Source organism: Actinomadura sp. 9N407 (assembly GCF_044326315.1).
Taxonomy (GTDB): Bacteria; Actinomycetota; Actinomycetes; order Streptosporangiales; family Streptosporangiaceae; genus Spirillospora.
Genome location: NZ_JBIRAW010000017.1, coordinates 52848 through 68234 on the forward strand (window position 1 = coordinate 52848; position 15387 = coordinate 68234).

Consider the following 15387-nt stretch of genomic DNA (forward strand, 5'->3'; position numbering starts at 1 on the left):
GGCCATCGCCATGGCTTTTAGGGCCTGGCGCACCTCTTTTTTCGGTGGAGACGAATGGATACCACGTCCTTGTTCTGCCCTGCCCTGAAACGCCGGATCGGCACCGCGCCGGACGCGGTGGCGGTGGAGTTCCGCGACCGGCGCCTGTCCTACGCCGCGCTGTCGGCGCGCGCGGACGGGCTGGCCGCCGAGCTGGCCCGGCGGGGCGTGCGCCGCGGGGACCTCGTCGGCATCGCGGCGAGCCCCTCGCTGGAGCTGCCCGTGGCGGTGCTGGGGATCCTGCGCGCCGGGGCCGCCTGGCTGCCGCTGGATCCCGGCTACCCGCCCGACCGGCTGCGTTACATGATCGACGATTCCGGGATCGGTCTCGTTCTGGCCGGTCCGGACTCGCCGATCGGTGCCGTCATCGGTGATTCGGGCACGGCCAGGACGAGGCGGCTGGAGATGCTCGATCCCGCGACCGTTCCGCTGGGCGGGCGGGCGCCCGAGCCGGACCTCGTGGCCGAGGATCTCGCGTACGTCATCTACACGTCGGGTTCCACCGGCCGTCCGAAGGGCGTCGCGCTGACCCACGGCGGCCTGGCCAACATGGCGGCCGCCCAGGTCGAGGCCTTCGGGGTCACGCCTGCTGACCGGGTCCTGCAGTTCGCTCCGATCAGCTTCGACGCCTCGGTGTTCGAGATGGTCATGGCCCTGTACGCGGGGGGCACGCTGGTCCTGGCGCCGCGAGAGGACATCCCGCCGGGGCCCGGGCTGGCCGACTTCCTCAAGGAACGCCGGATCACGCGGCTGACGCTGCCGCCGTCCGTACTGGCGACCCTGCCGTACACCGAACTGCCAGACCTCGGCGGGCTGGTGTGCGCGGGTGAGGCCCTGCCCGAGCCGCTGGCCGAACGGTGGCTGTCCGGGCGCCGGATGTTCAACGCGTACGGCCCCACCGAGACCACGGTCTGGGCCACGGTCGCGGAGCTGTCGCCGGGTGGCGGCAAGCCCTCGATCGGCACCGCCATACGTGGCGCCACGGCGCTTGTGCTCGATGAGCGCCTGCGGCCGGTCCCCGATGGGGCCCCAGGCGAGCTGGCCATCGGTGGTGCCGGGGTCGGCCGCGGGTACCTCGGCAGGCCGGGGCTGACGGCGGAACGCTTCGTACCGGATCCCGATCCCGCCCGGCCCGGCGGCCGCCTCTACCTGACCGGCGACCGGGTCGTACGGCGGCCGGACGGGAACCTGGAGTTCCTCGGCCGGCTCGACCACCAGGTCAAGATCCGCGGCTTCCGGATCGAGCCGGACGAGGTCGCGCGCCGGCTCGCGGAGTTCCCGGGCGTCACCGATGCCGTCGTGATCGCCCGCGACCTGGGGGCGGGGACGGAGCTTGCCGGGTACGTGACCGGCGCCGGGCTCGACGTGGCGCGGCTGCGCGCCCACCTGGCCGAACGGCTCCCCGCGTACATGGTCCCGGCCGCGCTGGTCCGGCTGGAGACCATGCCGCTGACCCCGAGCGGGAAGATCGATCGGGCCGCGCTCCCCGCGCCCGGCAAGCCTGATACGGGCTGGCCAGGCACGAGCTGGCCAGGCACGGCCGGGTCCGATCATGTCGAGCCCGCGACACCTGCCGAGCGGGCGCTGGCGGCCATCCTCGCCGATCTCCTCGGGGTCGAGCGGCTCGGAGCCACCGACGACTTCTTCGCGCTCGGCGGCCATTCACTGCTCGCCGGGCGGCTGGCGGCCCGCGTCCGCACGGAACTGGGCAAGGAGCTGCCGCTGCGGCGGATCTACGACAGTCCCACCATCGCCGGCATGGCCAGGTCGATCGACGGCGCCGGGCCCGCGATCACCGTCCCGCCGATCCGTCCCGCCGAAGGATCGGAACGGGACGAGCCCGCGCCGCTGTCGTTCCCGCAGGAACGGATCTGGTTCCTGGAGGACCTGTCGCCCGGCAACCTCGCGTACAACGCGCAGGCGACGCTGCGGCTGGAAGGTCCGCTCGACGCGGAGGCGCTGCGCCGCACGCTGACCGAGATCGTGCGCCGACAGGAGATCTTCCGTACCGCCTTCCGGTCGGTCGGCGGCACGCCGGTGCAGGTCACGCGGGCTCCGATGCCGATCCCGCTGCCGGTCGTCGATGTGTCCGGGCTGCCTGGAGATGAACGGGAGCAGCGCGCTGAGGAGGCCGTTGCGGAGGCGATGCGCGAGCCGTTCGACCTGGGCGCGCCGCCGCTGGCGCGCTGGACGCTGATCAAGCACTCCGAGCGGGACCACTCGCTCGTGCACGTCGAGCACCACCTGGTCCACGACGGCTGGTCGTACGCCCTCTTCCTGAGCGAGCTGCGCGAGATCTACGCCGCGTACGCCGCCGGGCGTCCCTCTCCGCTGCCCGAACCTGAGGTCCGGTACGCCGACTTCGCGCGCTGGCAGCGGGAGTGGATGAGCGGCGACGTCCTGAAAGCCCACCTGGAGCACTGGACGGGCGAGCTGGCCGGAGCCCCGCCCGCCCTGGAACTGCCGACCGACCGGCCGCGCCCACCCGTCCAGACGTTCGACGGCTCGGCGGTACGCGTCGACATCCCGGCGGACCTGTGCCGGCGGCTGCGCGAGTACGGGCGGGCGCGCGGCGTGACGCTCTACGCGACCATGCTCGCCGGGTTCGCCGCGCTGATGTCGCGGTACGGCGGCGGACCGGACGTGGTGGTGGGCAGCGGCGTCGCCAACCGGAGGCTCGCCGAGATCGAACGCATGATGGGCATGGTCGTCAACACCCTGCCGCTGCGGATCGATCTCTCGGGCGATCCCTGGTTCGGCGAGCTGACGCGGAGGACGCACGCTGCCGTGGCCCGCGCGCACGAATGGCAGGACGTACCGCTCGACCGCCTGGTCGAGGCGCTGGCACCGCCGCGCGACGCGTCCCGCAACCCGCTGTTCCAGGTGATGTTCAGCTTCCACGACTCGCGGCTGCCGGACCTGGACTTCGCCGGGCTGCGCGGGACCGTTCTCGAACGGCACAACCGCTCGGCCAAGACCGACATCAACGTGGTGGTGCTCCCGAGGGCCGAGCAGCGCGCCGGGCACGGGGCCGGCGACGACGCCGCGCCGATCACGCTGATCTGGGAGTACGCGACCGCGCTGTTCGACGCCGGGACCATGCGGGCGATGGTCGAGCGCTACCTGACGCTGCTGGACGCGGCGCTGTCCGATCCGGACGGCGTTCCGTTCGACCGGCTGCCGTTGCTGACCGGCGACGCGTCCGCGCAGGTCATCGCCGCCTCGCACGGCCCGGCCACCCCGTTTCCGGCCGACCGGACGATCCCCGAACTCTTCGCCGAACGGGTGGCGGAACGTCCCGAAGCGGTGGCGCTGGTGGACGGCGACCGCACCCGCACGTACGCCGAACTCGACGCCGAGACGGATCGGCTCGCGCATCTGCTGCGGGCACGCGGGGTGGGCCGGGACGTCCCGGTCGGGGTCCTGCTGCGGCGCGGCGACGAGATGATCAAGGTGCTGCTCGCCGTGCTCAAGGCGGGCGGCGCCTACGTTCCGCTCGATCCCGGCTACCCGTCCGAACGGCTGGCCTGGATGCTCGCCGATGTCGGCGCGCCGGTCGTCGTCACCCGGGACGGGCTGTCCGACCGCGTCGACACCGGGTCGGCTCAGGTCGTCCACCTCGACCGGATGGAGGCGGAGCTTGCGGATGTCGTGGCGGAACGCCCGCCCAGACCGGCCGCCGCCGCCCGTCCGGACAGCCTCGCCTACATTCTGTTCACCTCCGGATCGACCGGGCGGCCCAAGGGCGTCATGGTCGAGCACCGCTCGGTGCTGCGGCTGGTGTGCGGTGCGGACTACGTCGACTTCGGCCCCGGCGAGCGCTTCGCGCAGGTCGCGGACGCCTCGTTCGACGCGTTCACGTTCGAGATGTGGGGCGCGCTGCTGCACGGCGGCGCGCTCTGCGTGATCCCGTCCGAGGAGCTGCTGACCGAGGGCGGGCTCGGGCGCGCGCTCAAGGCGAACGCCGTGACGAGCATGTTCCTCACCTCCGCGCTGTTCAGCGAGGTGATGACCGGCCACCCCGACAGCTTCGCCGGGATGACGAACCTGCTGGTCGGCGGGGACGTCCTGAACGTGACGCGCGTCCGGGCGCTGGCCGCGAGCGGTCCCGAACGGCGCCCGGCGCGCCTGCTCAACGGCTACGGGCCGACCGAGACGACCACGTTCGCGGTGTGCGGGCTGATCGAGTCGGTCCCGCCGGACGCGGTGTCGGTCCCGATCGGGCGGCCGATCGCCAACACCAGCGGCCATGTGCTCGACCGGTGGCTGCGGCCGGTCCCGGCCGGGGTACCTGGCGAGCTGTTCATCGGCGGCCCCGGCGTGGCACGCGGGTACGCGAACCGGCCCGCGCTGACGGCCGAACGATTCCTGCCCGACCCGTTCGCGGGCGGCGGGGCACGGATGTACCGGACCGGCGACATCGCCCGCTACCTCCCGGACGGCACGATCGAGTTCCTCGGCCGCGCCGACGGCCAGGTCAAGATCCGGGGATTCCGGATCGAGCCGGGCGAGGTCGAGGCGGCGCTCACCGCGCATTCCGGGGTCGCGCAGGCCGTGGTGATCGTGGACGAGCCGCCGTCCGGGCGCAGGCTGGTGGCCTACGTGGTCCCGGACGCGGCCGGATCGGTCGCCGAAGGTGAGATCCGCGCGCATCTGGCCGAGCGCTTGCCGCCGTACCTGCTGCCGGGCGCGATCGTCCGGCTGCCCGGCCTGCCGCTCACCGCGAGCGGCAAGGTCGACCGCGCCGCGCTGCCACCCGTACCGGACGACAGACCGGCCGGCGAGGCCGAGCGAGTGCCGCCGCGTACCGGAACGGAACGCGAGCTGGCGGAGCTGGCCGCCGGGATGCTCGGCGTACGCGAGCTGGGCGTCACCGACGACTTCTTCGTGCTCGGCGGCCACTCCCTGCTGGCGATGCGGCTGGTGGCCAGGACCAACGAGCGGTACGCGGCGACCGTACCGCTGCGCGACTTCCTGCACGCGCCGACTGTGGCGCGGCTGGCGGCCGTGGCGGACGCGACGCGTGGCGCCGCCGTCCCGGAACGGGCCGGGCCGTCGCCCTTCGCCGACACCGATCAGGACCTGCTGGACCGGCTCGACGACCTGTCCGACGACGAGGTGGACGCATTGCTGCGCGACATGTCCGTGGAAGACAGCCCCGAGGCCGAAGGCGAGGTCGAACGGTGACCGAAGACACGAGCCTGCCCACCATGCACGACAAGAACTTGCCCACCATGCCCGGCGCCAGGCGCACCCTGCTGGCCGAGCGGCTCAGGGAGCGCGCCGCCGCCCGGAGCCATCCGCTCTCGTACCCGCAGCAGCGATTGTGGTTCCTCGATCAGCTCGATCCGGCCAACGCGGTCTACATCGTTCCGCTGACCTACCGGATCGACGGCCCGCTGGACGTACCTGCGATGGAACGCGCTCTCACCGAGGTCGTCCGACGGCACCGGGCGCTGCGGACGGTGTTCCGGCCGGTCGACGGGGTGCCCCGGCAGTTCGTGCAGCCGGCCGGTCCGGTGCCGATTCGGGTACGGGACGTCGCGGGCGCGGCGGATCCCGGCGCCGAGGCCGACCGGCTGGCGGCGGAGGAGGCGCGGGCGCCGTTCGATCTGGAGACCGACCTCATGGTCCGGCCACTGCTGATCCGGATGGGCGACGAGGAGCACCGGCTCTGCCTGACGCTGCATCACATCGCCTGCGACGGCTGGTCGCTCGGCGTCCTCGACGGCGAGCTGTCGGCCGCCTACGGCGCGTACCTGGCGGGCGAGGAGCCCCGGCTAGCGCCACTGGAGACCCACTACACCGACTTCGCCCGCGAGCAGGCGGCACTGCTCGGCGACGGGCGGACGCCCGAGGAGATGCTCGGCTACTGGCGCGACCGGCTGGCCGGGACGCCCGCACTTGCCTCCCTCCCGGCCGACCACCCGCGCCCACCCGCGCAGAGCCACGCGGGCGATCACCTGACCTTCGACATCGATCCCGAGGTGGACCGCCAGGTCGGTGAGCTGGCCCGCGCCTGCGGAGCCACGCCGTACGCGGTGCTGCTCGCGGCCTTCGCGACGCTCGTCCACGCGCACACCGGCGGCGAGGAGGTGATCGTCGGCTCGCCGGTCAGCGGGCGCCCGCGCGAGGACCTGGAGCGGCTCGTCGGCTTCTTCGCCAACACGGTCGTCCAGCGCGTCGGCGTCTCGGGAGCGCCGAGCTTCCGGGAGCTGGTGATCCAGGCCCGGGACGAGAGCAGGGCGGCCGTCGCGCACCAGGACCTGCCGTTCGAGAAGCTGGTCGAGGAGCTGCGGCCAGGTCGCGACCCCGCGTACAACCCGATCTTCCAGCTGATGCTGAGCTATCACGACGGCGACGCGCCGGGCCTCACGCTGCCGGGCTGCCGCGTGCGGATGGAGCCCGGCGACACCTCCACCGCCAAATTCGACCTGACGCTGAGCATCACGCGGTCGGCGGACCGGCTCTCCGCCCGGCTGGAGTACGCCACCGACCTTTTCACTGACGGGACGGCCCGCGACCTCGCGGACCAGTTCCGTACCGTGCTGGCCCGTGCGGTCGCCGAGCCGGACCTGAGTATCGGACGGCTGCCGATCCTGCCGGCCGACCAGGAACGGCGCGTGCTCGCCGACTGGAACCCGGACGCCCGCCCGCTGCCCGAAACGCCGCTGCACGAGCTGATCGCCGAGCGCGCGCGCCGTACACCCGACGCACCCGCACTCCTGGACGCGGCGAACCCGGACGGCCGGACGCTGACCTACCGCGAGCTGGACCGGCGGGCCGGCGCGCTCGCCGCCGTCCTGCGGGAGCACGGCGTACGGGCGGACGTCCCGGTCGGGGTGTATCTCGACCGGTCACCCGACCTGGTCGTCGCGCTGCTGGGCATCCTCAAGGCGGGCGGCGCGTACCTGCCGCTCGATCCGGCCTACCCCTGGGCGCGGCTTGAGTACATGGTCGCCGACTCGCAGGCGCCAGTGATCGTGACGCGCGGCGGTCTCGCCCGGCGAGCCGGTGCCCTGCCCGCCACGACGGTCGACATCGACACCGTTGGAGCGGGCTCGGCGGAAAGCGCAGAGGCGCCGCCGATCACGCTGGAGAACCTCGCGTACGTGATCTACACCTCGGGGTCCACCGGCAACCCCAAGGGCGTGATGATCTCCCATCGCAACGTCCTGAACTTCTTCGCCGGCATGGACGAGATCCTGACCGGCGAGGACGCGGAGACCTGGCTCGCCGTCACGAGCGTCTCGTTCGACATCTCGGTGCTGGAGCTGCTGTGGACGCTGGCCCGGGGACACCGGGTCGCGGTACGCGGCGACGAGCCCGCACGGGCGGCCGGTGGTGAGGTGGTGCCCGCCTCGGTGCAGGCCCGGCCGATCGATTTCAGCCTCTTCTACTTCGGCGGGGACCGGGGCGGCGACCCGGGAGATCGCTACCGGCTGATGCTGGAAGGCGCCAAGTTCGCCGACCGCAACGGCTTCGCGGCGGTGTGGACGCCCGAACGCCACTTCCACGAGTTCGGCGGGCTCTACCCCAACCCGTCGGTCACCGCCGCCGCGATCGCGGCCGTCACCGAACGGGTCGCGATCCGCGCGGGGAGCGTGGTGATGCCGCTGCACGACCCGATCCGGGTCGCCGAGGAATGGTCGGTGGTCGACAACATCTCCGGCGGCCGGACCGGCCTGTCGGTCGCCTCCGGCTGGCAGCCCGACGACTTCGCGCTCGCGCCGGGCAACTACGCCGACCGGAAGCAGATCATGATGTCCGGGCTGGCCGAGCTGCGCGAGCTGTGGCGCGGCGGTACGGTCCGGCGCCGCAACGGGGTGGGCGCGGACGCCGAGGTCGGGATCTTCCCGCCGCCGGTGACGCCGGAGCTGCCCGTCTGGGTCACCAGCGCGCGCAGCCCCGAGACGTTCCGGAGCGCGGGCGAGGCTGGCGCGGGCGTCCTCACGCACCTGCTGGGCCACACGTTCGAGCAGCTCGCCGAGAAGATCGACGTCTACCGGCGGGCCTGGCGGGACGCCGGTCACGAGGGCGACGGCCAGGTCACGGTCATGCTGCACACGTTCGCGGGCGCGGACCAGGACGCGGTCCGCGAGCTGGTACGCGAGCCGCTGAGCGCCTACATCAAGTCGTCGTTCGACCTGCTGTCCGGGCTGGGCCAGGCGATGGGCCAGGAGGCGGACCCGCGGACGCTGCCCGAGGACGAGGTGGACGCGCTGGTCGCGCGCGCGTTCGACCGGTTCTTCGAGACCTCGGGGCTGCTCGGTACGCCCGAGCACTGCGCCGATGTCGTCGACCGGCTCAAGGCGATCGGTGTCGACGAGGCCGCGTGCCTGGTCGACTTCGGTGTCGCGCACGACCGGGTGCTGGCCGGGCTGGACGACCTGGCGACCGTACGGGAGCTGAGCGAGGACCGCCGCCGCGCCGCGCTGGCCGACGAGCCGATCCCCGTCCAGCTCCGCCGCCACGGCGTCTCCCATCTCCAGTGCACGCCCTCGATGGCCGGAGTCCTTGCCGAGGACCCCGACGGCGGCGCGGCTCTGGCCGGACTGCGCAGGCTGCTGGTCGGTGGCGAGGCGCTGCCCGCGCCGCTGGCCGAACGGCTCGCGGAGCTGCTGCCGGACGGCGTCCACAACATGTACGGGCCGACCGAGGCGACCGTATGGGCCACCACCGCGCCGGTCGGCGGCTCCGGCTCCGGACCGGTGACCATCGGCCGTCCGATGACGAACGTGCGCGCGTACGTCGTCGACGCCTACCTGCGGCCCGTTCCCGCGAGCGCGCCGGGGGAGCTGCTGCTCGGCGGGCTCGGTCTGGCGCGCGGCTACCTGGGCCGGGCGGCGCTGACGGCCGAACGGTTCGTCCCCGACCCGTTCTCCGGCGAGCCGGGCGCGCGGCTCTACCGCACCGGTGACCTCGTACGGCGCCGGCCGGACGGGCAACTGGAGTTCCTGGGACGGCTCGACCACCAGGTGAAGGTGCACGGGCACCGGATCGAGCTGGGCGAGATCGAGAACGTGCTGCGCGGCCACCCGGACCTGCGCGCTGCGGTGGCCTCCGTACACGGGGACGACGCGGCCCGCCGCATCGTCGCGTACTGCGTACCGGCCGGGCAGGACGAGGCCGCCGCGCCGACCGCGGCCGAGCTGCGCGCGTTCGCCGCCAGGTCGCTGCCCGACTACATGGTGCCCGCCGACCTGGTCTTCCTCGGCGAGCTGCCGATGACACCGAACGGGAAGGTGGACCGCAACCGGCTGCCCGATCCCGAACGTCCGGCCCGCGCCGAGTACGAGCCGCCGGGCGACGACATCGAACGGCGGGTCGCCGAGATCCTGGCCGGCGTCCTGAAGGCCGACCGGATCGGTGTGGCGGACAACTTCTTCGAGGTCGGCGGCAACTCGCTGCTGGCCGTCCAGGCCCGCGCGCTGCTGGGGCCCGTCCTCGGCGAGCGGCTGTCGCTGGTCGACATCTTCCGGTACCCGACCGTACGGGGCCTGGTCACGGCGCTGACCGGCGACGGTACGGCCGGTGAGGGCCTGGACCGGGCGCGCGCCACGGCGGGCCGCCGGGCACGGGTGCTGGCACGGCAGGCGCGGCAGGCGAAGCAAGCGCGGCTGCGCAAGGCGGTCACGGACAGGAAGACGGGAGGCACCTCGTGACGACTGACGGCGAACCGGACGGCGTGGAGCCGATCGCGATCGTGGGCATGGCCTGCCGGGTCCCCGGCGCCCGTACGGTCGGGGACTTCTGGCGCAACATGCGGGACGGGATCGAGTCGATCACCACGTTCGGGCCGGACGAGCTGCGCGCCGCCGGAGTCGCCGAGGACGTCCTGGCCGATCCCGACTACGTCCCCGCCTCCGGCCATCTGGAGGGCGCCGACCTGTTCGACGCCGCGTTCTTCGGCTTCAACCCGGCCGAGGCCGAGACGATGGATCCGCAGCACCGGGTGTTCTGCGAAACCGCGTGGGCGGCCGTCGAGGACAGCGGCCACGACCCGGGCGGGTTCGGCGGCGGCGATGTCGGCGTGTTCGCGGGCGCGTTCATGAACAAGTACCTGACCGCCAACCTCGCCACCAGCGCGCGGTTCCAGCGCTCGCCGATGGCGCCGCTGGCCCGGATGTTCAACGACAAGGACTTCCTGGCCACCCGCGTCGCCCACCTGCTGGACCTGACCGGGCCCGCCTACACCGTCCAGACCGCCTGCTCGACCTCGCTGGTCGCCACCCACCTGGCGTGCCAGTCGCTGCTGAGTTACGACTGCGATGTCGCGCTGGCGGGCGGTGTCACGGTCAACGTGCCGCTGAAGAGCGGCTATCCGGTCGCCGAGAGCGGCCTGTTCAGCGCGGACGGGCACTGCCGCCCGTTCGACGTGCGGGCGGGCGGGACCGTACCGGGCAACGGCGCGGTCGTGCTGGTCCTGCGGCGGCTGTCGGAGGCGCTGGCCGACCGCGATCACGTCTACGCGGTGATCCGGGGCTCGGCCGTCAACAACGACGGCTCGATGAAGGCCGGGTTCGCCGCACCGAGCGTGGCGGGCCAGGCCCGGGTGATCGCGGCGGCGCTGGCGGTGGCCGGAGTGGATCCGGCGACCGTCGGGTATGTGGAGGCGCACGGCACCGCGACCCGGGTCGGTGACCCGATCGAGGTGACGGCACTGGCCCGCGCGTTCGGGGACGGCGTCGAGCCGGGGCGGTGCGCGCTCGGCTCGGTCAAGGCCAACATCGGGCATCTGGACGCGGCGGCGGGCGCGGCCGGTCTGATGCGGGCGGCACTGGCCGTCCACCACGCGCGGATCCCGCCGAACGGCGGCTTCACTGCGCCCGGCCCGGAACTGGAGCTGGACCGTACGCCCTTCTACGTCCCCGCCACCGCCCGCGACTGGCACGCGGACGGCGAGCCGCGCCGCGCCGGGGTGAGCTCGTTCGGCGTCGGCGGTACGAACGCGCATCTCGTACTGGAGCAGGCACCCGAGGCGGAGGCCGACGACGCCGGGCCCGCGCGTCCGTGGCAACTGCTGCCGTTGTCCGCGCGTACGAGAACCGCGCTGGACACCGCGACCGGGCGGCTGGCCGATCATCTCGAATCCGGCGCCCCAAAGCTGGCCGACGTCGCGTACACGCTGCAGGAGGGCCGCCGGCGATTCGGCGTCCGCCGGTACGCGGTGTGCGCGGACGCGGCCGACGCCGTGCGGGCCCTGCGCGGCGAGGAGCCGAACCGGCTGCCGACCCGGACCGTTTCCGGCGACGCGCGCGAGGCCGTCTTCGCGTTCCCCGGCGGCGGGACCCAGCACCCGAACATGGGCCTGGACGTCTACCGCTCCGAGAAGGTGTTCCGCACCGAGGTCGACCAGTGCGCCGAGCTGCTGGAACCCCGCCTCGGCTTCGACCTGCGCAGGCTGCTGTTCCCTGCCGCGTTCCCGCCGCTGGAGGGCGGCGCGCTCACCGGCGGCCGGGTGACCATGGGACGCGACCAGGGCGCGGGCGTCGTGTCGGCGCTGTTCACGATCGAGTACGCGCTGGCCCGCCAGCTCATGGCGTGGGGCGTCCGGCCCGCCGCGATGATCGGGCACAGCCTCGGCGAGTACGTCGCGGCCTGCCTGGCCGGGGTGTTCACGCTGCCGGGCGCGCTCGACATCACGCTGGCGCGCGGGGAGCTGTTCGCGGCCATGCCGCCGGGCCGGATGCTGGTGATCCAGGAGTCCGAGGAACGCGTCGCCGCGCTGCTGCCCGACCGGGTCTCGGTCTCGGCGGTCAACGCGCCCGAGCTGACGGTCGTGGCCGGACCGGACGAGGACATCAAGGCGCTGCGCACGGAGCTGCGCGCACGCGGCGTCGACTGCCGCAACGTGAGCGTGCCGGTGGCGAGCCACTCCTGGATGGTCGAGCCGTACCTGCACGACTTCACCATGAAGGTGAAGAAGCTGCGGCTGACCGAGCCCGAGCTGCCGTTCGTGTCCAGCGTGACGGGCACCTGGATCACCGCCGATGATGCCACCGATCCCGCGTACTGGGCCCGCCACCTGCGCCGGCCCGTACGGTTCGCGGACGGCGTCGCCGAGGTGCTCGCGGCGCCCGGCCGCGCGCTGCTGGAGGTCGGCCCCGGCCGTACGCTGACCGCGCTCGCGGCGGCGCAGCGGCTGGCTCCGGCCCCGATCGCGATCCCCACCATGGGCCTGCCTCGCGACACCCTGCCCGACCTCGCCCACCTGGTCTCGGCGGTCGGCGGCCTGTGGCAGGCCGGGGTCCCGGTGGACTGGCGGGCCTTCCACGGCGAGGCGGACCCGCGCCGCGTACCGCTGCCCGGCTACCCCTTCGAGGGACGGCGCTACTGGGTCGAGCCGGGCCGCGCGAACACGGCAGGCGAGCCCGAGCCGTCCAGCCCTGACGCGCACGAGGAACCGCAGGCCGATGACGGCTTCGTCCCGCCGCGTACCGAACGGGAACGCCAGGTCGCGCGGATCTGGTGCGACCTGCTCGGGCTCGACCGGGTGAGCATGGACGACGACTTCTTCGATCTCGGCGCCCACTCGCTGATGGTCACCCAGGTGACGCGGGACTTGCGCAGGATGGGCGCCACCCAGCTCACCGCTGCGGACGTTCTCAAGGCCTCCACGGTCGCGGACATGGCCGCGCTGGTCGAACGAGCCCTCGGCGGCGAGCCCCTGGCCCCCGTACGGACGGGCCCGCGCCTCGAAGACGAAGTGGTCCTGGACGAGACCATCCGCGCCGACGGCCTGCCCGCACCCGCCCCGGGACCGCCCGAGACCGTGCTGCTCACCGGCGCCACCGGCTTCGTCGGCGCGTTCCTGTGCGCCGAACTGCTCGCCCGTACGAAGGCGACCGTGGTGTGCCTCGTACGCGCGGCCGACGCCACGGCAGGTACCGAACGCGTGAACGCCGCACTCGACTCCTATGGCCTTCCGGGCGCGGGATCCGGACGCCTCCAGGTGGTCGCAGGCGACCTGGCCCGTCCACTGCTCGGCCTGGGCGACGACGGCTTCGCCGACCTGGCGGAACGGGTCGACGCCATTTACCACTGCGGCGCATGGGTGAACTTCGTGCGCCCCTACCGGGCACTGAAAGCCGCCAACGTGCTCGGCACTCAAGAGATCCTGCGGCTGGCCACGCGGAGCAGACTCAAGCCGGTCCACCACATCTCCACGCTCGCCGTGCTGGCGGGCGCCATGACCGGCGACGCGGACGTGCTGCGCGAGGACGACCCGCTGCCGCCTCCGATCGGCCATGACACCTCGTACAGCCAGAGCAAGTGGGTGGCCGAAGGACTCGCCGGGATCGCCAGGGAACGCGGCGTGCCCGTGTCGGTTTACCGGGCCGGCGGCGTCCTGCCCGACAGCCGCAGCGGCGCCGCCAACACCGAGGACTACGTCACCAAGGTCATCCAGGGCTGCGTCCAGCTCGGCCTCGCACCGCTGCGCCGGTACGAGCTGTCGGTCGGCACCGTCGACCATCTGGCTCGCCAGGTCGTCGCCCTCTCGCTGCGGCCCGAGGCTTTGGGCCGGACGTACCACACCATCGATCCCGAGCCGCTGGCCTGGAACCGGATCTTCGACGAGATCAGATCGTTCGGCCATCCGGTACGCGGCGTGCCGTTCGACGAGTGGCGGACGGCGCTCATCGACGAGGTCGACAGCGCGGGCGACGACAACGCCCTGGCCCCGCTGATGGCGATGGTGGGCGACACCCCGGACCGGGCCATGCCGGTCATCGACTGCGCGAACGTCGCGTCGGCGCTGCCCCCGGAGGCGGCTCCGGCACCCCCGCTGGACCAGGCGTTCTTCGACCGGATGCTCGGCTTCCTCGTCCGGGCGCGACTGCTGCCCCCGACCACTCACCCGGCCCCTGCCAACCTGCCCACGAAAGGGAACTGACGTGTCTCTCCTGCTGACCGGTGCCACGATCATCGACGGGCTCGCCCCCGATCCGCTGCCGCGCGGCTCGGTCCGGGTCGACGGCGAGCGGATCGCCGAGGTGGGGACGGGCGAGGTCGCCGGCGACGCCGACGTCGTCGACCTCAGCGGCCTGACCCTGCTCCCCGGCCTCATCGACGCCCACGTCCATCTCGGCTACGCGAGCGAGATGCGGGCCATGCTCAACAACGAGCTGTCCATCGCCGAGCGCGCCGCCGACATCTTCCGCAACCTGAACGAGACGCTGCAGGCCGGGTTCACCGCCGTGCGCGACTGCGGCGGCATCGACCACGGCGTGATCCGTACCGTCGGCCGCGGGCTGGTGCCCGGGCCCCGGATCTGGGCGTCGGCCTCGCCGCTCGTCCAGTGCGGCGGGCACGGCCACCTCGGGTCGCCGTTCCTGCCGCCGGACGCCACGTTCGCCTTCCGGGTCCGCGGCCTCACCGCGGTCGGCCGGATCTCCGACGGCCCCGACGAGGTCCGCAAGGCGGCGCGGGAGTGCTTCCGGCAGGGCGCGACGTTCCTGAAGATGGCGGTGACCGGCGGCGTCGTGTCGCTGACGGACTCGCTCGGCGACACCCAGTTCACCATCGAGGAGATCGCCACGGCGGTGGCCGAGGCGCGCGCCAGGAACACGTACGTGACCGTTCACGCGCACAACGTCGCCGGGATCCGCAACGCGGTCATGGCCGGGGTCGAGTGCGTCGAGCACGGGACCGGGATCGACGAGGAGACGGCCGCGATGATGGCCGAGCGCGGCGTCAGCGTCGTGCCCACCCTGACCATCGCGCAGGACCTGGTCGACAACTTCGAGCGGCACGGGCTGCCGCCGCAGATCCGCGACCGGGTCGGCGACACCATGCGCGGCATGACCGACGGGCTGCTCGCGGCGCGCGCGGCCGGCGTCCCGGTGGGCTCGGGCTCGGACCTGATCGGCCCGGTCCAGGAGCGGCGCGGGCTGGAGATCGCGCTGAAGGCGCGGCTGCTCGGCGCGATGGAGGCGATCAAGTCCGCGACCTCGGTGAACGCCCGGATCATGCGGGTCGCCGACAAGGTCGGCGCGATCGAGGCCGGCCGGTACGCCGACCTGGTCGCCGTGGACTTCGACCCGCTGGCCGAGCCGGACCGGTTCGAGGACCCGGACCGCGTCGTCCTGGTCGTCAAGGGCGGCCGGATCGTCAAGGACACCCGCAAGTGACCGGAGGAGAGCCGATGAGCGAGCCGCGATACCTGGTCGTGGTCAACGACGAGGAGCAGTACTCCCTATGGGACGAGACGATGCCCCTGCCCGGCGGGTGGCGCGCGGCCGGATTCGCCGGTGCGAAGGCGGACTGCCTGGCCCACATCGAGGAGATCTGGACCGACATGCGCCCGCTGAGCCTGCGCACGGCAGGCTGAGCGGGCCGGGCGAG

Annotated in this window: 5 protein-coding genes; all 5 read left to right on the forward strand. The window is 73.2% G+C overall.

Annotation, left to right across the window (positions count from 1 at the left end; genetic code table 11):
- Positions 1 to 54 precede the first annotated feature (54 nt).
- Genes ACH34Q_RS25610 through ACH34Q_RS25630 form a run of 5 tightly spaced genes read left to right on the forward strand, consistent with a single transcriptional unit; the run spans position 55 to position 15373 of the window.
- On the forward strand, positions 55 to 5226 hold the full coding sequence (locus tag ACH34Q_RS25610; protein WP_395985597.1) for an amino acid adenylation domain-containing protein: 5172 nt from the start codon (positions 55 to 57) through the stop codon (positions 5224 to 5226).
- A complete protein-coding gene (locus tag ACH34Q_RS25615) occupies positions 5223 to 9704 on the forward strand; it encodes a MupA/Atu3671 family FMN-dependent luciferase-like monooxygenase (RefSeq protein ID WP_395985598.1) in 4482 nt (1493 codons plus the stop codon). Before ACH34Q_RS25610 ends, ACH34Q_RS25615 begins: the two co-directional genes overlap by 4 nt.
- Positions 9701 to 13936, forward strand: a complete 4236-nt coding sequence (locus tag ACH34Q_RS25620; protein ID WP_395985599.1) for a type I polyketide synthase — start codon at positions 9701 to 9703, stop codon at positions 13934 to 13936. Before ACH34Q_RS25615 ends, ACH34Q_RS25620 begins: the two co-directional genes overlap by 4 nt.
- A 1-nt stretch (position 13937) precedes the next feature.
- A complete protein-coding gene (locus ACH34Q_RS25625; protein ID WP_395985600.1) occupies positions 13938 to 15173 on the forward strand; it encodes an amidohydrolase family protein in 1236 nt (411 codons plus the stop codon).
- A gap of 14 nt (positions 15174 to 15187) precedes the next feature.
- Entirely contained in the window at positions 15188 to 15373 is a 186-nt protein-coding gene (locus ACH34Q_RS25630; protein WP_395985601.1) for an MbtH family protein, read from the forward strand.
- The last annotated feature ends 14 nt before the right edge of the window (positions 15374 to 15387 follow it).